17 protein-coding genes and 1 pseudogene are annotated in these 20,427 nt (G+C 70.7%); 6 read left to right on the top strand and 12 right to left on the bottom strand.

All coding sequences use genetic code 11. From position 1 onward, the window contains the following. Positions 1 to 92 precede the first annotated feature (92 nt). Positions 93 to 833: a type 1 glutamine amidotransferase gene (locus tag Pph01_RS00955; RefSeq protein WP_204070960.1), complete on the bottom strand. Its 741-nt coding sequence runs from the start codon at positions 831 to 833 to the stop codon at positions 93 to 95. A gap of 67 nt (positions 834 to 900) precedes the next feature. Between Pph01_RS00955 and Pph01_RS00950 the strand changes: the two genes are divergently transcribed. Further along, positions 901 to 1,767, top strand: coding sequence for an alpha/beta hydrolase (locus Pph01_RS00950; RefSeq protein WP_204070959.1), 867 nt, complete (start codon positions 901 to 903; stop codon positions 1,765 to 1,767). A gap of 85 nt (positions 1,768 to 1,852) precedes the next feature. On the opposite strand, the gene Pph01_RS00945 is transcribed toward Pph01_RS00950, so the two are convergent. Beyond that, complete coding sequence (locus tag Pph01_RS00945; protein WP_204070958.1) at positions 1,853 to 2,647, bottom strand: hypothetical protein; 795 nt, start codon at positions 2,645 to 2,647, stop codon at positions 1,853 to 1,855. A 122-nt stretch (positions 2,648 to 2,769) separates the two neighbouring features. Here Pph01_RS00945 and Pph01_RS00940 point away from each other — a divergent pair. After that, a pseudogene (locus Pph01_RS00940) lies at positions 2,770 to 3,036 on the top strand (helix-turn-helix domain-containing protein); the annotation flags it as partial. 313 nt (positions 3,037 to 3,349) lie between these two features. On the opposite strand, the gene glnA2 reads toward Pph01_RS00940, so the two are convergent. Both glnA2 and Pph01_RS00930 read right to left on the bottom strand, forming a co-directional pair. Next, positions 3,350 to 4,711, bottom strand: coding sequence for a gamma-glutamylpolyamine synthetase GlnA2 (glnA2, locus tag Pph01_RS00935; RefSeq protein ID WP_204070957.1), 1,362 nt, complete (start codon positions 4,709 to 4,711; stop codon positions 3,350 to 3,352). Between the two features lie 104 nt (positions 4,712 to 4,815). Further along, complete coding sequence (locus tag Pph01_RS00930) at positions 4,816 to 5,781, bottom strand: ArsR/SmtB family transcription factor (RefSeq protein ID WP_239116324.1); 966 nt, start codon at positions 5,779 to 5,781, stop codon at positions 4,816 to 4,818. Positions 5,782 to 5,863: 82 nt separating this feature from the next. Here Pph01_RS00930 and Pph01_RS00925 point away from each other — a divergent pair, with 82 nt between their 5' ends. Both Pph01_RS00925 and Pph01_RS00920 read left to right on the top strand, forming a co-directional pair. Then, positions 5,864 to 7,084: an MDR family MFS transporter gene (locus Pph01_RS00925; RefSeq protein ID WP_204070955.1), complete on the top strand. Its 1,221-nt coding sequence runs from the start codon at positions 5,864 to 5,866 to the stop codon at positions 7,082 to 7,084. Between the two features lie 74 nt (positions 7,085 to 7,158). Continuing rightward, the gene (locus Pph01_RS00920) at positions 7,159 to 8,910 is read left to right on the top strand and encodes an NAD+ synthase (protein ID WP_204070954.1); all 1,752 of its coding nucleotides are present in this window, start codon (positions 7,159 to 7,161) and stop codon (positions 8,908 to 8,910) included. A gap of 204 nt (positions 8,911 to 9,114) precedes the next feature. Here Pph01_RS00920 and Pph01_RS00915 read toward each other — a convergent pair whose 3' ends face one another. From Pph01_RS00915 to Pph01_RS00905, 3 genes are all read right to left on the bottom strand, one after another. Then, a complete protein-coding gene (locus Pph01_RS00915) occupies positions 9,115 to 9,720 on the bottom strand; it encodes a TetR/AcrR family transcriptional regulator (protein ID WP_204070953.1) in 606 nt (201 codons plus the stop codon). Between the two features lie 7 nt (positions 9,721 to 9,727). After that, positions 9,728 to 11,293, bottom strand: a complete 1,566-nt coding sequence (locus tag Pph01_RS00910; protein ID WP_204070952.1) for an MFS transporter — start codon at positions 11,291 to 11,293, stop codon at positions 9,728 to 9,730. Positions 11,294 to 11,422: 129 nt separating this feature from the next. Continuing rightward, a complete protein-coding gene (locus tag Pph01_RS00905; protein ID WP_204070951.1) occupies positions 11,423 to 12,616 on the bottom strand; it encodes an MFS transporter in 1,194 nt (397 codons plus the stop codon). A 228-nt stretch (positions 12,617 to 12,844) separates the two neighbouring features. On the opposite strand from Pph01_RS00905, the gene panB reads away from it, so the two are divergent. Next, a complete protein-coding gene (gene panB, locus Pph01_RS00900; RefSeq protein WP_204070950.1) occupies positions 12,845 to 13,714 on the top strand; it encodes a 3-methyl-2-oxobutanoate hydroxymethyltransferase in 870 nt (289 codons plus the stop codon). Between the two features lie 93 nt (positions 13,715 to 13,807). Here panB and Pph01_RS00895 read toward each other — a convergent pair whose 3' ends face one another. Then, on the bottom strand, positions 13,808 to 14,725 hold the full coding sequence (locus tag Pph01_RS00895) for a serine/threonine dehydratase (RefSeq protein ID WP_204070949.1): 918 nt from the start codon (positions 14,723 to 14,725) through the stop codon (positions 13,808 to 13,810). A 134-nt stretch (positions 14,726 to 14,859) separates the two neighbouring features. Continuing rightward, entirely contained in the window at positions 14,860 to 16,044 is a 1,185-nt protein-coding gene (locus Pph01_RS00890; RefSeq protein WP_204070948.1) for a trans-sulfuration enzyme family protein, read from the bottom strand. 214 nt (positions 16,045 to 16,258) lie between these two features. On the opposite strand from Pph01_RS00890, the gene Pph01_RS00885 reads away from it, so the two are divergent. Continuing rightward, entirely contained in the window at positions 16,259 to 16,945 is a 687-nt protein-coding gene (locus Pph01_RS00885) for an alpha/beta hydrolase (RefSeq protein WP_204070947.1), read from the top strand. A gap of 52 nt (positions 16,946 to 16,997) precedes the next feature. On the opposite strand, the gene Pph01_RS00880 is transcribed toward Pph01_RS00885, so the two are convergent. The 3 genes from Pph01_RS00880 to Pph01_RS00870 all read right to left on the bottom strand — a co-directional run bounded on the left by Pph01_RS00880 (position 16,998) and on the right by Pph01_RS00870 (position 20,344). Next, the gene (locus Pph01_RS00880) at positions 16,998 to 18,299 is read right to left on the bottom strand and encodes an esterase-like activity of phytase family protein (protein ID WP_239116323.1); all 1,302 of its coding nucleotides are present in this window, start codon (positions 18,297 to 18,299) and stop codon (positions 16,998 to 17,000) included. Between the two features lie 119 nt (positions 18,300 to 18,418). Next, the gene (gene npdG / locus Pph01_RS00875) at positions 18,419 to 19,096 is read right to left on the bottom strand and encodes an NADPH-dependent F420 reductase (RefSeq protein ID WP_204070945.1); all 678 of its coding nucleotides are present in this window, start codon (positions 19,094 to 19,096) and stop codon (positions 18,419 to 18,421) included. A gap of 99 nt (positions 19,097 to 19,195) precedes the next feature. After that, the gene (locus tag Pph01_RS00870) at positions 19,196 to 20,344 is read right to left on the bottom strand and encodes a lipase family protein (protein WP_204070944.1); all 1,149 of its coding nucleotides are present in this window, start codon (positions 20,342 to 20,344) and stop codon (positions 19,196 to 19,198) included. Positions 20,345 to 20,427: the final 83 nt, after the last annotated feature.

The raw sequence follows: 20,427 nt of genomic DNA, 5'->3' as shown, positions 1-20,427 counted from the left end.
CCCACACGCCGTCCTTAGCGGTTTCTCAGCGTAATCAGCCCATCACGCGGAATGCACGCGCACTCGGAGCGTGTTCCCCGCGACCGGTTCGCTCATGACGAGGGCGCCGCGGCGTCGCGCGCTCCCGTGGCGGACCGCTCGAGGATCTGCGCGGCGAACGCCTCGGCGAGCGGACGCCAGGTCGCGCGCAGTTCCTCCTCTCCCGCTCCCACCTGGGCGTTCAGCTCGCCGGCCTGGGACGGGGGCAGGTCGCCCCCGCTGGTCCAGGTCTCGAAGACGGCCGCCGTGGCCTCCGGGTGGAACTGCACGGCCCACGCGTTCGCTCCCAGCCGGTAGGCCTGGTTGGGGTACTGGCCGCCGGTCGCCAGCCGTACGGCGCCGGGAGGCAGCGCGGTCATGGCGTCGTAGTGATACTGCACCGCGCGCAGGGGCCGGGCGGGCAGCGCGGAGAACAGGGGATCGTCCGCGGCCTCGGGCAGCGTCGCCACCTCGCACAGGCCGATCTCGAGGCCGGCGTCGCCCCGCTCGACCGTGCCGCCGCAGGCGATGGTCATGAGCTGGGCTCCCAGGCAGATGCCGAGGGTCGGCACGCCGTCCTCGACCGAGCGGGCGAGCAGCGCCCTCGTGGCCGGCAGCCAGCCGTACCCCTCGTCGTCCCACGCGGACGCCTCACCGCCGAGGACGACCAGCCCGCGCTCCGCGATCTCCGGGACCGGGTCGCCCTTGTACGGCCGGACCACCTCGTAGTCGATTCCGGCGTCCCGCAACCAGTCGGCGAAGAAGCCGAGGCCCGCCTCGGCCTCGTGTTCGATGACAGTGACTCGTTCCCGCATGAGGCGAGCTTAGAGACAGGGCTCAGGGCATGACACTCCGGGAACGGCGTGCCGTAAAGTCCGAATCATGAAATTTGATGATGTGGCCGTTCCGGGAGGTCACCTGCGGATCGCCAGGTTCGGCGAGGGGCCGCGCCTGATCATCGCCGCGCACGGCATCACCGCCTCCCTCATGGCCTGGCGCACGGTGGCCGACGCGCTCCCGCCCGGGTGGTCCCTCATCGCTCCCGACCTGCGCGGGCGCGGTCACAGCGCGGACGTCCCCGGCCCGTACGGCCTGCCCCGGCACGCCGAGGACCTCGAGCTGATCGCGCAGCACGTGGGAGCAGACGAGACGAGCGTGCTCACCGGTCACTCCATGGGGGCGTACATCGCCACCCTGCACGGCGCGCGGCGCCGCTACGCCCGGGTCGTGCTGGTCGACGGCGGGCTGCCGCTGCCCCTGCCGCTCGGGGTGGACGCCGACGCGGCGCTGGAGGCCGGCCTCGGCCCCGCCCTCGCGCGGCTCCAGATGACCTATCCGAGCGTGGAGGCCTATCTCGACTTCTTCCGCGCCCATCCCGGGTTCGTCGGCCACTGGACGCCCGACGTGGAGGAGTACGTCCGCTACGACGCCGACGGCGAGGGGCTCGACGGCGCCGTACGCTCGCGGGCGCGCGAGGACGCGGTACGGCAGGACGGGCGCTGGCTCCGGATCGAGGTCGAGACGATCGGGGCGGCGCTCGAGGCGATCGAGTCGCCGCTGACCCTCCTGCGCGCGCCGCGGGGCCTGCTGAACGAGGAGGTGGGTCTGCTTCCCGACGACATCACCGCCACATGGCGGGAGCGGCTCCCCCGGATGCGGCATGAGCTCGTCGAGGACTGCAACCACTACACGATCATCTTCGAGCCGCGGTGCGCGGCGGTGGTGGCCGACCACCTCACCACCGGCTGACCTCCGCCCTTGCGCATGATCACAAACACGGAGGGCGCAGGCCGGATGGCCTGCGCCCGAAGGTGTGCTTGATCACGCGGGAGGGTCAGGCGGGGCGGGGGGTGATCCACGTCGCCCTGGCGGCGGCCACCAGGGTGCCGTCCACCTCGTACACCGCGCTCACCCCGTGGAGCTTGCGGCCCTCGCGCCCGATCGCCCGGGCCACGACGGAGTAGCTGCCGAGGGGGTACACCCGGCGGAACACCTGGCCGGTCAGCCGGCCGAGCAGCGCGGACTCCACCGGCTGCACGGACCCCGTCCCGGACTCCTCGGAGGAGCCGTACTGGACCCAGCCCGTGGCGCAGTCGAGAGCCGCCCAGATGATCGAGTCGGGGACGACCCCGTGCTCGTCGGTCACCCCCACGGGAACCCGCCAGCCGGCGGCGACGAGATCCGTTCCCGCGACCGGCCCGGGGAAGATCCGCAGCCCGTCGCCCGGCTCGCGCAGGCCGCAGGCGAAGCAGCCCGCGATGGGGTGCCGGTACCGTCCGCGGAACCCGTCCTCCGCCCGCGCGGCGTCGTTGAAGGGCACGAACGGCGGCGGCGTCAGCTCCTCCGCCGAGCCGCCTCCCGCGCCGCGGCCGAGCGCGACCGGGATGGCCTCCGCCAGGTGCTGGTCACCGAGGTTCAACGTGACGGTGTTGCCGACGTGCTCGATCGTGACCTCGGTCTCGAGCGGGACCGGTTTGTGCAGGGTGACCTCCACCGCCGAGTCCTGCCCACCACCGGTGAGCGAACTCGCCAACGTCCCCGCGATCCACCCGCCGTTGGCGGTGCCCTCAGGTCCTCGGAAGCGCTCCGGCACGGACAACACTGTCCGCAACCCCGCAACTGCCGTCATCAAATCTCCTTGAATGTGGAAACCCCTGCCTTCAGGCGGGGGAGGAAACGCGGCGTGGTGCCGCACGAAATAATCTCGAACACGCGTTCAGTGTTGCCTGGTCGTGTCTTAGAGTGTTGGGCATGTCGCAGACCGTGAAGCGGGCGTTCAAGTTCCGCTTCTACCCGACCCCGGAGCAAGCTGAAGAGCTGGCCCGGACGTTCGGCTGCGTCCGCCTCGTCTACAACAAGGCACTTGAAGAGCGGACCCGCACCTACACGATGGAAGGCCGCAGGGTCTCCTACGTGCAGTCGTCGGCCGCGCTGACCGAATGGAAGCGTTCGCCGGAGCTGGCGTTCCTCAACGAGGTGTCCAGCGTTCCGCTTCAGCAGGCGCTGCGCCACCTGCAGGAACTCCCACGGGCGACCGTGGGAACCCCTTCCCTCCAGGAAGGGGAGAAGGTCAATAGGCCGCACTCTCCCCCTGCCCCCCAGCCCATGTGAGTCTTATTACGGTCTATCCGCATCATGCATAACAAACGACCACATTTTACTCTTCCGTCCGAACGCAGCAGATCAGCCACGAATGTCACAGCCGTTAGCGGGCTGTGTCGTGGTGATGACAGTTCGACACCAGGGCCGGCACCGGGGAGCGGCCGCATCAGGGAACGGCTATGTCACGGGACGGGCGCGGACGCCCGTCCCGGAAGCGGAAGACCGCGGACTACAGGACCGGCAGGTAGCGGCCGAGCTCGTACTCGGTCACCTGGCGGCGGTACTCCGCCCACTCGGCCCGCTTGTTGCGCAGGAAGAAGTCGAAGACGTGCTCCCCCAGCGTCTCGGCGACCAGTTCGCTGTGCTCCATCACCGAGATCGCCTCGTCGAGCGACTGCGGCAGCGGCTGGATGCCGAGGGCGCGCCGCTCCCCGCTGGTCAAGGCCCAGACGTCGTCCTCGGCGCCGGGAGGCATCTCGTAGCCCTCCTCGATGCCCTTCAGCCCGGCCGCCAGGATCACGGCGAACGCCAGGTAGGGGTTGCACGAGGAGTCGAGCGAGCGGAACTCGATCCGGGTCGAGCCGCCCTTGTGGGGCTTGTACATCGGCACGCGAACCAGGGCCGAACGGTTGTTGTGGCCCCAGCAGACGTACGAGGGGGCCTCGCCGCCCGCCCCCGCGATGGCCTCCGCGCCGCCCCAGAGCCGCTTGTAGGAGTTGACCCACTGGTTGCAGACGGCCGTGACCTCGGAGGCGTGCTTCAGCAGCCCGCCGATGAAGGATCGGCCGATCTTGGAGAGCTGGTAGTCGGCGCCCGGCTCGTAGAAGGCGTTACGGTCGCCCTCGAAGAGCGACATGTGCGTGTGCATGCCCGAGCCGGGGAACTCGGTGAACGGCTTCGGCATGAACGAGGCCCAGACGCCCTGCTCCAGCGCGACCTCCTTCATGACCAGGCGGAAGGTCATGATGTTGTCGGCGGTCGTCAGCGCGTCGGCGTAGCGCAGGTCGATCTCCTGCTGGCCGGGGGCGCCCTCGTGGTGGCTGAACTCCACCGAGATCCCCATCGACTCCAGCATCATGATCGCGTGGCGGCGGAAGTCGTGCCCGGCGCTGTGCGGGGTGTGGTCGAAGTAGCCGCCCTCGTCGATCGGCTGCGGCTTGCCGCCCTGCTCCGGCCGCTCACGCAGCAGGAAGAACTCCACCTCGGGGTGCGTGTAGAACGTGAAGCCCATGTCCGCCGCCTTGGCCAGCGTGCGCTTGAGCACCCAGCGGGGGTCGGCGTGGGACGGCGAGCCGTCCGGCATGAGGATGTCGCAGAACATGCGCGCCGTACCCGGGGACTCGCTGCGCCAGGGCAGGACCTGGAACGTGGACGGGTCGGGCTTGGCCAGCATGTCTGATTCGTAGACCCGGGAGAAGCCCTCGATCGCCGAGCCGTCGAACCCGATGCCCTCGGCGAAGGCGCCCTCCAGCTCGGCCGGGGCGATCGCGACCGATTTCAGGAAGCCGAGCACATCCGAGAACCACAGCCGAATGAATCGGATATCGCGCTCTTCGAGCGTGCGGAGAACGAACTCCTGCTGGCGGTCCAAGGCATACCTCTCGAGACACATGTCGGGTCGACTACCAGTGTGCCTCTTGTGTGTTTCACAGGGGTTACGAGGGATTGTGAGCGGACCATCCGTCCAAGTGCGGGCTAGGGGCCGTAGGCGAGGGCGTCGCCCACGGCCGTCCGGCGGTAGAGCACCTCGCGCCCCAGCCGCCGCCGGGTCACCAGGCCGCCGTCGGACAGGACGGTCAGGTGCTGGCTCACGGCTCCGGGGGTGAGGTCGAGCCGCCGGGCGAGGGCGGTGGTGGACACCGGGTCCTCCAGCGCCACGAGGACCCGGGCCCGGGACCGGCCGATGAGGGCCGACAGCGCGTTCGGCGTGCAGGGAGCGCCGGCCGACCAGAGGTTGCCGACCCCCCGCGCCGGATAGCTCAGCATCGGCTGGTACGGCTCGTACATGATCGAGACCGCCCGCCAGTTGAATGCGCTGGGGACGAGCACCAGGCCGTCCCCGGTGATGTCGCCCGAGTAGTCGTGGTGGCGGTTGTCGGTGACCAGCCGGTTCCCGTGCCAGGCGACCGACGGGTGGAGGTCCTCGAACAGCTCTCGGACGCCCCCGGCGGCGAGCCTGCGCGAGCGCCACATCACGTCGCCCTCGAGCACCCCGTGGATCGCCGGCCAGAACTCCTCGAGGGCGGCCTTCCAGTACTCGTGCAGCCGGTCGGCCACCCGCTGGACGCCGGCGACGGGATCGTCACGGAACCGGGCGGCGGCCTCCGGGTCGGCGCTCTGCACCCAGGCCGCCTCTTCCGCCGCCGTGTGCGGAGGGACGTTCCTGACCCGGTCGAGTTCGGCCATGAAGTCGGGCAGCGGGGTGTCCGGCGGGGGCGTCAGGAAGTCGGGCATGTAGCCCTTGACCGGCACCAGCGCGAACAGCTCGGTCAGGTCCATGCCGCGCAGGCGTGGCCGCACGGCCCGGAGCCACGGCAGGTGCAGCGAGTGGCGCGCCGGGGACCGCAGAACCCGCAGGCTGGTCACCAGCTCCCACATGGGCGAGAACGCGAACCTCAGCCGGGCCACGTCGTCCGGCGTGAACCGCCACTCGATCGCCACCGCCACTCCCCCACACCAACGGACCATTTAGCCATCGCTAAAAGATTGGCATCTCCGGCGGCCGATGGCAAAGGCTTGACCTGTGACTACTGTGACCGAATCACCCGGATTCCTCCGGTCCGCGACTGGCGGGCTCCCCCGCCCGTTCTGGGTGCTCTTCGCCGGGACGCTCGTGAACCGCCTCGGCACGATGGTGGAGCCGTTCATCGGCATCTACCTCACGCAGGCGCGCGGCATGTCACTCGCCGCCGCCGGCCTGGTGATGACCATGTTCGGCGTCGGGTCGCTGCTGTCGCAGCCCTTCGCGGGCTGGCTGGCCGACCACTTCGGCCGGCGGGTGACGCTGGCCGGAGCCATGGTCGCCACCGCCGTCACGTTCATCGCCCTCGGGTACACCACCAGCGTCCACGGCATCACGGTGGCCATGCTGGTGCTCGGCCTCGTCGTCGACGCCTACCGGCCCGCGTCCCAGGCCCTGGTCGCCGACCTCGTCTCCCCCGAGGACCGGCCGCGCGCGTTCGGACTGCTGTTCTGGGCCGTCAACCTCGGCTTCTCGATCGCGATGGTCGCCGGCGGCTGGCTCGCCGAAGCGGGGTTCACCACGCTCTTCTGGATCGACGCCGTCACCTGCCTGATCTTCGGCGTGCTGGTCTGGCGGGCGATCCCCGAGACGCGGCCCGACCGGTCGGAGGCCACACCCGGCCGGTTCGCCGACGTGCTGCGCGACAAGGCGATGGTGGCCTTCTTCGTCATCTCGCTGATCTTCGCGTTCGTCTACCTCCAGGCGTACACGACCCTGCCGCTCGCCATGAGCGAGCAGGGCATGCCCACCAGCGCGTACGGCATGGCGATGGCGGTCAACGGACTGCTGATCGTCATCGTCCAGCCGCTGACGAACACCTGGATGTCCCGCCGGGACCCCAGCGCCGTGCTGGCCGTCGGGTTCTCGGTCGTCGGAGTCGGTCTCGCGCTCACCGCGTTCGTCTCCTCCACGCCCGGCTACGCCGTCACGGTCGCCGTCTGGACGCTGGGCGAGGTCGTCACCGCGGGCGTGGCCGGCGCGATCGTCGCCACGCTCGCCCCCGCCCACCTGCGCGGCCGCTATTCGGGTCTGTACGGCCTGGCCTGGTCGGGCGGAGGCATGCTGGCGCCCCTCGCCGGAACCCGCCTGCTCGCCGTGAGCCCGATACTCCTCTGGCTGGTCGTCGGAGGGCTGGCACTGGTCGCCGCCGCGGGTCAGCTCGTGCTCGGCCCGGTCATCCGGCGCCGGTCCCGCGTCCAGGAGGTCGCACCGGCCGAATGACCCCTCGCATATGACGATAAATCCACTTATCGTCGCTTTGACGACAACAAACGGGACGTTCTAGGCTGGTCACCGTGGCTCAACTCCGTATCGCCCTCGCCCAGACCAACCCTGTTGTCGGCGACCTCTCCGGCAACGCGGACATGCTCCTCCAGTGGACCCGGCGGGCCGCCGACCGGGGTGCCCATCTCGTGGTCTTCACCGAGCTGTTCCTGACCGGGTACCCGGCGGAGGACCTGGTGCTGCGCTCCTCGTTCGTCGAGGCGTCGGTCGCGACGTTGTCCTCGGTGGCGGAGCGGCTGGCGGAGGAGGGCCTCGGCGAGCTTCCCGTGGTGGTGGGCTACCTCGACCGGGCCGATGTCGCCCCCCGGGTCGGCCAGCCCAAGGGCGCGCCGCTCGACGCCGCGGCGGTGCTGTACCAGGGCCGGGTCGTGATCAGGTCCGCCAAGCACCACCTGCCCAACTACGGCGTCTTCGACGAGTACCGCTACTTCGTGCGCGGCGACCGGCTGCCCGTCATCCGGCTGCACGGGGTCGACGTGGCCATCGCGATCTGCGAGGACCTCTGGCAGGAGGGCGGCCCGGTGTCGGTCGTGGCCGAGACGGGCGCGGGGCTGCTCGTGGTGCCCAACGGCTCGCCGTACGAGATGGACAAGGACGACGTCCGGCTGGAGCTGTGCGCGCGCCGCGCCCGCGAGGCCGGCTGCGCGCTCGCCTACGTCAACATGGTCGGCGGGCAGGACGAGCTGGTCTTCGACGGCGACTCCCTCATCGTGGACGCCTCGGGAGAGCTGGTCGCCCGTGCGGCGCAGTTCACGGAGGAGCTCCTGGTGACCGACCTCGAGCTGCCCGAGGCCTTCGGCGAGCTCGGCGAGCTCACGGTCGACGCCCATGACGGCACGGTCATGACGGTGGAGCGGCTGCTGCTGTCGGCCACGCCCGTCGAGCCGTACGACCCGGAGCCGCCGGTGGTCGCCGAGCGGCTGGACGACCTGGCCGAGGTCTACAACGCCCTCGTCCTCGGCGTGCGGGACTACGTGCGGAAGAACGGCTTCCAGTCGGTCATCCTCGGCCTGTCGGGCGGCATCGACTCCGCTCTGACCGCGACGATCGCCACCGACGCCATCGGTTCGGAACGCGTCAACGTGGTGCTGATGCCCTCGCGCTACTCGTCGGACCACTCGATCACCGACGCCGAGGAGCTCGTGCGCCGGCAGGGGCTCAACGCGCGGATCGTGCCGATCGCGGACATCGTCACCGCCTTCGAGAAGGAGATCGAGCTCCACGGCCTCGCAGCGGAGAACCTGCAGGCCCGGGTGCGCGGCATGCTGCTGATGAGCCTGTCGAACGAGCACGGCCACCTGGTGCTGACGACCGGCAACAAGAGCGAGCTGGCCACCGGCTACTCCACGCTCTACGGTGACTCCGCCGGAGGGTACGCGCCGATCAAGGACCTGCTCAAGACGATGGTGTGGAGGCTCTCCGAGTGGCGCAACGCCCAGCCGGGGCCGCCGCCGATCCCGGAGAACTCCATCACCAAGGAGCCCAGCGCCGAGCTCCGGCCGGACCAGCGGGACACCGACTCACTCCCCGAGTACGACGTGCTCGACCGGCTGCTGAGCGACTACGTGGAAAACGACATGGGCCGCGACGAGCTGGTCGCCGCCGGACACGACCCCGAGCTGGTCACGCGGATCATCCGGCTGGTCGACCTGGCCGAGTACAAGCGTCGGCAGTATCCCCCGGGACCGAAGATCACGCCCAAGAACTTCGGGCGCGACCGCCGTCTCCCGATCACCAACCGCTGGCGCGAGACCCTGGGGTGACCCCGGCCGCCTCGCCGTACGGCACGGCCCCTCGGCTCTGAGTGCCTCGCCGTACGGCACGGGCCCGGGCCTTCGGCGTCGTACGGCGAGGGCCCGGCCGCATTGAGCGGACCGGGCCCGAGAGTCGGTGCCAGGTGGCGAGCCCGCGCCAGGCGGGGGCTCGTGCGGAGGCCTGGACCTGGGGCGGCCTGACCTCAGCTCGTCTCAGCGCGGACGGAACCCGCGCAGCACCTCGTCGACGATCTGCTCGGCGAGGTCGGCCGGCAGTGTGTCGTCCGCCCACTTCGTCCGCCACATCATCGTGCCGGACAAGATGGCCATCGCCATCGGAACGTCGAGGTCGGCGCGGAGCTCGCCGTTCGCCATGCCCCGCTCCAGGACGGCGCTCAGCATCTCCTGGCGGGGTTTGATGGCGATCTCGTGGAACCTCTCGGCCACGCGGGGATGCCGGTCCGACTGGCTCATTGCGATGTTCATGATGCAGCGGGTCCGCACATGGCTGGACTCCGACTGGACCACCTGCAGGTAGGCGACCAGGTCGTCGCGGACGGACTCGCCCTTGAGCGGAGCGATGGGCGGCTTGAGCGACGCGAGCGCGTCGACCACCAGATCCTCCTTGTTGGACCAGCGCCGGTAGATCGTCGTCTTGCCGACGCCCGCCCTGGCGGCGATCGCCTCGATGGACAGCTCAGACACGCCGCTGCCCTCACCGAGGATGTCGAGGGCGGCCTCGATGATCGCCTTCTCCGCCTTCTCGCTGCGGGGGCGGCCCGCGGGACGAACCGCCCCATCCGTCTGCTGCATCGTCATCGCCCGATCACGCTACCGCCGCTTCCTTCTTCTCCGGCTCACCCGCCGTCACCGGAGCAGCCTCCGCGGAACGGCCGGGCATCCACAGTCCTACAACGATCACCCCCACCAGCGCCACCACCGCGGACCCGAGGGCCGCCCAGTGCATGCCGGTGACGAACGCCGCGTCGGCCGCCTTCATGAGGCTCGCCCCCTGCGCGCCCAGGTGCTCGGCGACGCCCGCCGCACCGGAGATCGACTCGCTGACCGGACCGCGGAGCTGCTCGGGCAGGGCCGAGACCTTGTCCTCCATGTCGCCGCGGTAGCTGGCCGACAGGGCGGCGCCGAGGACGGCGATGCCGAGCGTGCCGCCGACCTGCCGCACGACGTTGCTCATCGAGGAGCCGACGCCGGCCTTCTCCCGGGGCAGGGCGTTCATGATGGCGGTGGTCGCCGGAGGAAGGATGTTGGCCATCGCGGCGCCCTGGACGAAGCCGAGGATGAGGATGAGCCAGACGGGCGTGTCCACGTCCACCAGCGCGTAGCAGGCGAGCGCGGCGGCGATGACGAGCATGGCCACGGTCCCGACCGCCTTGGAGCCGTACTTCTGCACCATCTTCGCGCTCTGCGGAGCGAAGATCAGCTGGGCCGCCGCGAACGGGAGCACCAGCGCGCCGGACTGCAGCGGGCTGTATCCGCGGACGATCTGCCAGTAGAAGGCGAGGAAGAACATCACGCCCATGGCGGCGAAGAAGACCAGGCCGACGCTGGCGATCGCGGTGGAGAAGCCCGCGTTGCGGAAGTTCCGCACGTCGAAGGCGGGGTGGGTGATCTTCCGCTCGTACCAGACGAAGCCTGCGAGGATCGCGACGCCCACCAGGGTCGGCACGATGACCGAGACGTCGGCGACGGTGCCGAGGTCGCTGATCCGGACGATCCCGTAGACGAGGGCGATCAGGCCCACGATCGACAGCAGGACGCCGACGGGGTCGAGGCCGCCCCTGTTCGGGTCCTTGGAGTCCGGGACGATCACGGTGTTGAGCACCAGGGCGATCAGCACGATGGGAACGTTGACCAGGAAGACCGAACCCCACCAGAAGTGCGCGAGCAGGATGCCGCCGGTGATCGGGCCGATCGCGACCGCGATGCCGACGCCGCCCGCCCAGATGCCGATCGCCTTGCCGCGCTCGTGAATGGGGAAGACGTTCGAGATGATCGCCAGGGTCGCCGGCATGATGGCCGCGCCGCCGAGGCCCATGAGCGCCCGCGCGCCGATCAGCTGCGTCGGGTCCTGCGCGTACGCGCTGGCGAGCGATGCCAGGCCGAACAGCACCATGCCGATCAGCAGCATCTTCTTACGGCCGAACCGGTCGCCGAGCACTCCGAAGGTGAACAGCAGGCCGGCGAAGACCAGGGTGTAGGAGTTCATCGCCCATTCCAGCTGGCTCTGGGTCGCACCCAGGCCCTGGACCGGGTCGGCGATCGTCTTGATCGCCACGTTGAGAATGGTGTTGTCCAGAACCACGGCCAGAAGGCTGAAGACCATCACGCCGAGGATCTGCCAGCGACGCGGATGCCCCGCGTGTGCGTCCACTGATCCCCCATTGAGATTTTCGATACGCTAGAGTTTCGCAACGGCAGCGTAGCGTTGTTTATTTCGATACGCAACGGTGTCGTTTCATATTATGGATCTGGCGGGGCAGCCCACACGGGGACCCCCTGGTCAGGCGGGCATCGGCTCCGTCGCGGTGTGGCCGGAATCACGCCAGAACGGCAGTGCGGCGAGAACCAGCACGGCTCCGGCCGAGCCGGAGGCGGCGAAGGCCCAGCCCGGGCCGTAGGCGTCGACGATGGCGCCCGCGATCGGCCCCGCGCAGGCGACGCCGACGGTCAGCGCGGTGCCGTGGAGGCCCATCGCCTCGCCGCGGGCCGTGGCGGGCACACGCCGGTTGACCGCGTCGACGCTGGCGGACAGGGCGGGCGCGCACAGGAACCCGGCCGGGATCAGCGCGAGGCACAACCACCACCACCCGCCTCCGACGAGCCCGAGAGGCGCGGTCAGCGCGCACAGGCCGCCGATCAGGCCCAGCGGCGAAAGGCCCCGGGACAGCCCGCCGTAGACGAAGCCGCCGACCAGGGAGTAGCCACACCACAGGGCGATGACCAGCCCCGTCCACGAGGTGGCGCCGCTTTCCTGCATGGTCGCGACCAGCGAAAGCTCGGTCGCGGTGAGGACGAACGTCAACGCCGACACCATCACCAGCAGCGTGATCAGGCCCGACCCGACCCATTGCCGGTACGGCACCGACCCCTTCGTCTCCCTGTCCGCCTCCTCGGGCGACCGCGTCGGCGGGTCGAGCAGGAACAGCGCGACCCCCGAGCCGACCAGCCCGACCCCCACCGCGTACATCGTGGCGGTGCTGGAGAAGGAGGTCACCGCGGCGGCCGCGAGGGCGGGGCCGACCATGAAGGACAACTCGACGGCCATCGAGTCCAGGGCGAACCCGGTCCTGTGGTCCTCCGCCGGGACCATGGCCGCCACACACTGCCTGATCGCCCCGAAGACCGGCTGGCTGAACACCCCCGCGACCGCCGCTCCCGCGAGCAGCGCGTGGTAGGGCAGCGACGGCGCGACGCACCAGAAGCACAACTGGATGACCGTGGTGACGGCGATGACCGGCCGCAGCCCCCGCCTGTCGACGATGCGCCCCGCGAGGGGGGAGCCGACCGCGGAGCCGATCATGCTCGCCGCGCCGACGAGCCCCGCCTCGAGGAAACCGAGGTGCAGGCTGTTGACCACGTGCAGCGTCAGCGTGATTCCCGTGCCGGTGAGCGGGATCCTGGCCACCAGGCCCACCAGCATCAACGCACGCACGCCCGGCAGGGCCAGCACCCGCCGGTAAGGTTCAATCGCCATCTTGGTTGATTACCTCCGCATGGCATTGTGCACTGCACCCCCGACATTTCCGACACCGGATCCCTGACCGGACACCCGGTCGACGATCGGGCTCGGCGGCGGCCCGGCAGGGGCCCGGACGAGCGCGGGATTACCGGTACGGCCGGGGGTGTTCCAGGCAGAGGCGACATGCGATGATCTGACTGTCCGGGGACGCCATAGGGGCGCCACGAGGCCTTGGAGGTAGCCATGTCCTCTGTTTCCGCTGTACCCAGCAACCCATCCGCGTCCGGCTCGGCCGGCATGCTCTACGGCGGATCGTCCGGCCGCAGAGTCACCGTCCGGGACATCGCGGCCGCCAAGGAGCGGCACGAGAGGTGGCCGATGGTCACCGCGTACGACGCCATGACCGCCAGGGTCTTCGACGACGCGGGCATCCCCGTGCTGCTCGTCGGCGACTCGGCCGCCATGGTGGTGTACGGCTACGACTCGACGCTGCCCGTCACGGTCGACGACCTGCTCCCGCTCACCGCCGCCGTGGTCCGCGGGTCGTCACGGGCGATGGTGGTCGCCGACCTGCCGTTCGGCTCCTACCAGGCCTCGCCGCAGCAGGCCTTGGAGACGGCCGCCCGCTTCATGAAGGAGTCGGGGGCGCACGCCGTGAAACTCGAGGGCGGCCACCGGGTGCTCCCCCAGGTGGAGATGCTCGTGTCGGCCGGGATCCCGGTCATGGCCCACCTCGGCCTGACCCCGCAATCGGTGAACGTGCTCGGGGGTTATCGCGTCCAGGGACGCGGCCAGGCGGGCGACGAGCTGATGGCCGACGCCAAGGCGCTGGAGCACGCGGGCGCGTTCTCGGTCGTGCTGGAGTGCGTGCCGAGCGAACTCGCCGAGCGGGTCACCGCCTCGCTGAGCATCCCCACCATCGGCATCGGGGCCGGCCCCGGCACCGACGCGCAGGTCCTCGTCTGGCAGGACCTCATGGGGCTCACGTCCCACCCCGCGAAGTTCGTCAAGAAGTACTTCGACCTGGCCGGCGAGATGGAGCGCGCGGTGCGCAGCTTCGCCGACGAGGTGTCCACCGGCGTGTTCCCCGCGCCGGAGCACAGCTACCGCTGACCCCGCCCTCCCCCACCGCATACGTGGCCTGAGGAGGGCTCCGCGGCCCGCTCACGTGCCCCGGGCATCCGTGCCCGGGGCATCCGTGTGCGGTCAGCCGGCCAGCGTCGCCGGGTCGGTGTTGGCTCCGCACACGATGACCGCGACCCTCTCGCCCGCGGCCGGCACGTACACGCCGGACCTCAGCGCGGCGAGCGCCGCCGCCCCGGCGTATTCGGCCGCCACCCGGGACTCCCGCCACAGCACGCGGCGGGCCTCGACGATGGCGTCGTCGGACACCAGAACGCTGGAGACCCGTCCGGCGACGGTGTCGAAGGCCACCTGCCCAACCCTGCTCGCCCCGAGCGCGTCGGCGCCCACACCGCTCACGCTCACCTGGACCGGTTCGCCCGCCTCCAGGGCGGCGTGCAGTGTGGGGATGCGCTCGGGCTCGACCGCGACGACCTCGGCCCGGCCGTCCACCGCCGCCACGACCCCCGCGACCAGGCCTCCCCCGCCGACCGCCACGAGGACGGTGTCGACGTCGGCCTGCTCGAGCAACTCGGCGGCGACCGTGCCCGCACCCGCCACCACGTCAGGCTGGTCGTAGGCGTGGATCTCCAGCGCGCCGGTCTCGGCCACGCGCTTCTGCGAGGCCTCGTACGCCTCGGAGTAGATCGCCCCCACCTGGGTGACGTGGGCGCCCAGCAGGCGCAGGCCCTCGACCTTCACCGGGGCGCTGACCTCCGGCACGAAGATCTCCGCCCGCACGCCCAGGGCGCGGGCGGCGTACGCCACGGCCAGGCCGTGGTTCCCGCCGGACGCGGCGATGACGCCGACGGCGGGAAGCGCGGCGGCCTCCCCCGCCGCCAGGATGCGGTTGAACGCGCCGCGCGCCTTGAAGGAGCCCGAGTGCTGCGTGCTCTCGAGCTTCAGGACGAGGTGGGACTCCGCCTGGAGAAGGGGCGTCCTGCGGACGTGCGGGGCGATGCGCCCCGCGGCCCGCTCCACGTCCTGTCGCACGACGGTCATGGGTGTCTCCTCATTTCTCGCGATCCCCCCCGGCGGGGTACGACGGCACTGGGGACCGCAGTACGGGACTTCGCTCCCGGCCGGCCTGTCAGTGAAGCACCAAGCCGCCGGGACTCGCCACATCCGCGCTCAGGTCACTGCGGCAGGCCGTCGAGAGCCTGCTCGAAGTCGGCCCACAGGTCCTCGGGGTGCTCGATGCCGACCGCCACCCGGACCGTGCCCTCGCCGATGCCCGCGGCGGCCAGACCCGCCACGTCGAGGCCCCGGTGGGAGGTGGTGGCCGGGTGCAGGATCAGCGTCTCCACGCCGCCGAGCGACGGGGCCAGCAGCGCCACCCGCACGGCCTTCATGAAGGCCTCTCCGGCGGGCCGGCCGCCCTTCAGGTCGAAGGAGAAGACGCCGCCGAACTCGGGCATCAGCTTGGCCGCCACTTCGTGGGAGGGGTGCGACGGCAGCCCCGGCCAGTGCACGGCGGCGACGGCGGGGTGCTCGGCGAGCCTGGTCGCGAGCAGCCGGGTGTTGGAGCAGTGGCGTTCCATCCGCAGCGGCAGCGTCTGCATGCCGCGCAGCGTCAGCCACGCGGCGAACGGGTCGGCGGTCGCGCCCAGTTCGACCGAGTGCGTCCAGATCCTGCGGTGCAACTCTTCGGTGGCGGCGACCGCGATCCCGCCCAGAACGTCGGTGTGCCCGGACAGGTACTTGGTGGTGGAGTGCACGACCACGTCCGCGCCCAGTTCGATCGGGCGGCACAACAGGGGCGAGGCGAAGGTGTTGTCCACGACGGTGACCAGGCCGGCCTCCCGCGCGGCGGCGCTCATCCCCGGAAGGTCGGCGACCTGCGTCATCGGGTTGGCGATCGTCTCGAGATAGAGCAGCTTCGTCTCGGGCCGCACCGCGGCGCGCACCGCGGCGGGGTCGGCTTCGTGCACATAGGTGACCGCGATGCCGTACCTCGCCTCCAGGTCCTTGAACACGGTGGCGGTGCCGCCGTAGAGCGCCGTCTGGGCGATCACGTGGTCGCCCGACCGGAGCAGCCCCAGCAGAACCGTGTTGATGGCGCCCATCCCGGAGCCGGTCGCCACCGCGCCCACGCCGCCCTCGAGCCCGGCGACGGCCTCCTCGAGCGAGCGGACGGTCGGGTTCGACAACCGCCCGTAGACGAAGGCGCCGTCGGGGCGGCCCATCCCGTCGGCGAAGACGGCAGGGTCGTCGAAGACGAACCCGGAGGTCTGGTAGATCGGCACCGAAATCGGCCTGCTGCCGTTCAGCTTCGGCAGGGGAAGGTGGACCACTCGCGTTTCCGGGTGAAGAGAGCTCATAGCGACCAGAATGACCCAGGAGGGCGGAAATTGTCAGATCCAATCCGGTGGAATTGGCCACGTCGAGGCGCCGCCGGTAGGGCCGGCCGCACGCCCCTCAGCGCCCCCGAGGCCGGCGGGACCTCGGGCACGGGCTGATCGCGGCTCCGGATCGGGGGTTACGCCCGCAGCGCACGCGACGCCGCCCTCCCGCGACGGTGACGAAAATGTGGTGATGGACATCACCTTCCTGCTCGTCCACAGTCCCTCCGTCGGTCCCGCGACATGGACGCCCGTGGCCGAGGTGCTGCGCGCGCGGGGACACAGGGCCGTGGTGCCCTCGCTCGTCGACGTGACCGCAGGACCGGGGCCGTACTGGCCGCGTGTGGTGGACGAGGCGGTCGCCTCGGCGCCGCCCGAGGGGCCCGTCACGGTCGTGGCGCACAGCAACGCCGGCCTGTTCGCCCCTCTCATCGCGGACGCGTTGCGCGGGCGGATCTCCACCTGCCTGTTCGTCGACGCTGCCCTGCCCCCACGGCAGGGGACGGTCACCGCGGCCGAGCCGGAGTTCGTGCCGTTCCTGCGGTCGATGACGGACGAGTCAGGGGTCCTGCCCCGCTGGACGGACTGGTGGGCCGAGGAGGACGTGGCCGCGATGTTCCCCGACGAGGCCACGCGGCGGGTCGTCGTGACCGAGCAGCCCCGGCTGCCGCTCGCCTACTACCTGGAGGAGATCCCCGTGCCCTCACGCTGGGACCACCTCACAAGCGCCTACCTGTGGTTCGGCGACGCGTACGCCGCGATCGCGGCCGAGGCGGCGGAGCGCGGCTGGCCCGTCGCCCGGATCCCGGGTGAGCACCTGCACCAGGTGTGCGCTCCGGGCGAGGTGGCCGACTGGCTGGTGGCCTCCGCCACCGGATGAAGAACGCGGACGGCCGCCGGCCCTGCGGGGGACCCGGCGGCCGTCCGGCGGATCAGTGCAGGTCGAGCGGCTTGGCGAGCTTGATGGTGACGAGCCTGCTGGGCACGCCCGTGTCGATCAGCTTGCCGTCCGGACCGAAGTCGCCGAGGCCGAAGTCGTTGTCGTTGGCCACCGCGACGGTCCACCGGTCGAGCACGGCGAGGCCCTCGATCTTGCCGGGCAGCGACGGGACCAGGGCGTTCGGCTCGAGGACGAGCGACTTGGCCGGAAGCCTGACGGCGGACAGGTCGGTCAGCGCCTCAAGGGAGGGCGTGGTCTTCGGGTCGTCGTACGCGCCCGTGAGCAGGTTGCTCGCCCGGGACAGGTTGATCTGGTAGACCCGCGTGACGTTGTCCGTACGCTCGTCGACGAGCAGGCGGTCGCGGCCCGCGTAGGCCAGACCGGAGATCTTCATCTGGCTCTGGTCGCCGTTCACCTTCGGGTCGAAGGTCGTGACGTCCTCGAACTTGTAGGCGTACTCGCCCGTGATCTTGCGCGAGCGCAGGTCGAAGGTGAGGATGCGGGAGATCTTGGAGGTCTTGGCCGTCGCCGTGTCGGGGTTGGCGAGCGGGCTCTGCACGGCGAGGTACAGCGTGCGCTCGTCGGAGGACATGGTCAGGCCCTCGAAGCCGCGGTTCTGCTGACGCGAGGCCAGGATCGCGGGCAGCGTGTCGATGACGGGGTAGTCGGCGCCCTTGAGGCCCAGGCCCTTGGGCACGTACCGCTCCAGGACGCGGCCGGTCCGCGACACGCGCAGCAGTGAGGGGCTGTACTCGTCGACGAGCCAGAAGTCGCCGTCACGGGTGCGGACCAGGTCCTCGGTGTCGAGCCCGCTGGGGTTGAACGGCAGCTGCGTCAGGCCGTCCCACGTGAACGGGGTCTCGTCGTGGACGTTCTGGTTGGACATTCCCGTCACGGGCTTGCCGTGCGCGCCCACGATCGGCAGGTAGTCCTTGATCGCGGCCTTACCGTGCTTCACGGTGACGTTGAGGATCGCCGGGGCGAACTCGGGCACGGGGAACGTCCGGACCTTCACGCCGTTGACGGTGGGCTGGCCGTTCGGGCCGCGGTCCGTGACCATCCAGAACTCGCCCGGCTTGTCGCCGGGGAACAGCCCGCTGCCCACGCCGCCGAGCTTGATGCCGTGGTCGTCGGCGATCGAGCGCTGGACCTGCTTGAGGGCGGGGGCGGGGATCGTCACGTCGGAGACGACGACCGGGCCCTTGGGGTCGTGGGCCCCGTGGGGGTGCGTGGAGGCCGTGGCCGCCGTAGCGGGGATGACAAGGGCCGCGGCGAGCGCCAGACCGGCAGACAAAGGACGTATCACTTGATGCCTTTCAGACTCGGCAATAGGGCCTGAAAGTAATGAACGCCTACGTACTCCCGGTGAAGATCGGGTGAATGCCGGATGCCCGTCATGGGCATCTCGCGGTGCTACACGTCCGTGACCCGCAGGCCCGCGTGGACCTTGTAGCGGCGGTTGATCGAGATCAGGTTGGCCGTCATCGCCTCGACCTGCCCGGCGTTGCGGAGCCGGCCTGCGTACACGCCACGCGCTCCGGCGATGCGGGAGGCCAGCGCCTGGACGACGTCGGTGGCCTCACGGTCGTCGCCCAGCACCAGCACGTCGAGGTCGACCTCGTCCACCGAGGGGTCGAGCAGGAGCACCGCCGACACGTGGTGGAACGCGGCGACGACCCGGCTTCCGGTGAGGACGGCGGCCGCCTGCTGTGCGGCGCTCCCCTCCTCCACGGGCAGGGCGTAGGCGCCCTGCTTGTCGAAGCCGAGCGGGTTCACGCAGTCCACGACGATCTTGCCGTCGAGAGGCTCTCTGAGCGACTCGAGCAACTGCTTGTGGCCCTCCCACGGAACCGCGACGATCACGACGTCGGCCTCCGCCGCGACCACCGCGTTCTCCGCGCCCCGCGCGCCCACGCCCTCGGCCGCCTCCTGCGCGCGCTGGGCGCTGCGGGAGCCGATCAGCACCGTGTGCCCGGCGAGGGCGAACCGGCGGGCCAGGCCTCTGCCCTGGTCTCCCGTGCCGCCCAGGATGCCGATCGACAGTGCGGAGACCTCGGGAAGGGCCTGCGGGGAATCGGTGCGCTCAGCCATGGGACAGATCATGCCAGCCCGCGACGACCCCCTGAGCCGCCGGGTCCGCGTCCGGCGCCGTCCGCGTGGGCGGGGCGCCGGACGCGGGCCTCCCGGAATTCAGCAGTTGCTCACGACGGGGAGCCCGATGACACGGCCGGCCAGCCACCCGACGGCGAGCGGGCCTCCCTCGACCGCGCCGAGGACGTGGCTTCCCGCCGGCAGGCCGGTCCAGAGCACCTTGGCGCCCTGGGCGCAGTACTCCTTCCTCAGCGTCGCGCCCACACCGTACGGGATGATCTCGTCGCCCTTCGCGTGATAGAGGTACATCGGCACGCGCGGGGTGGTCGCGCCGAGACGGTTCTCCCGCAGTCGGGCCTGCCACTCCGGCAGGTGCATCACGTCGGCCGTGGTGAGCTCGCTCAGGCGCCGCCCGGAGAGCGCGGACCGCAACTCCGCGACGCAGTCGTCGCGGGCGCCGGTGAACAGCGCCGAGCCTTCGGGGGTCAGGTGGCTCGCCAGCGACAACTCGGGGTAGGCCGCGTCCAGGCCCAGTCCCGCCGCCGCCGCGAGGCCGAAGTCGGAGGTCCCGTCGAGGTTGTCGGCGACCGCCTGCAGGTCGGCCGGCACGCCGCCCGCCGCGACCCCCTTGAGCCGTAGTTCGGGCGCGTACGACGGCTGGAGTTGCGCCGCCCACGCGGCCGACGAGCCGCCCTGCGAGTAGCCCATCACCACGACGGGAGCCTCGGTGGAGAGTTTCGCCTCGCCCACGCGCGTGGCCGCCCTGATCGAGTCCAGCACGGCGTGGCCCTGCGAGAGGCCGGCCATGTACGTGTGATCTCCCGGCGTGCCGAGACCCTCGTAGTCGGTCACGGCGACGGCCCAGCCCTTGAGCAGCATCAGGCTCATGATCGCCAGTTCGGCCTCGGTGCCCTGGGCCATCGCGTTCGACGGGGCGCACCGGTCGCCGAGGCCGTGGGTGCCCACGGCGTACCCGGCGATGGGCCGCCTGCCGAACGGATAGGGCGTCCTGGGGACGAGCAGCGTGCCCGACACCACGTTCGCCGTACCCGTCGCCGACGTCGACCGATAACGGAGGTGCCACGCCTTGACGGGCACCTCGAGGAGCCTTCCCGGCGCGAGGTAGACCGTCGTGGGACTCGCCTCGACGAGTTCGCCGGCCGTGGTCGACTGTGCGGTCCCGCCCAGCACGGGCAGCAGGAGAAATGCCCCGATCATGGACATGGTGGCGCGAACGCGCAGGTTCATCGAGCTGCCCTTCGCCTATTGGATCAATTTCCAAGAACGGCGCCGTGGGCAGATCGTTACCCGTGAGTAACGGGCTGTCAAGG

Source organism: Planotetraspora phitsanulokensis (assembly GCF_016863295.1).
GTDB lineage: Bacteria > Actinomycetota > Actinomycetes > Streptosporangiales > Streptosporangiaceae > Planotetraspora > Planotetraspora phitsanulokensis.
Note: the sequence above shows the minus strand (reverse complement) of the source record. Positions and strands in the feature narration are given on the sequence as shown.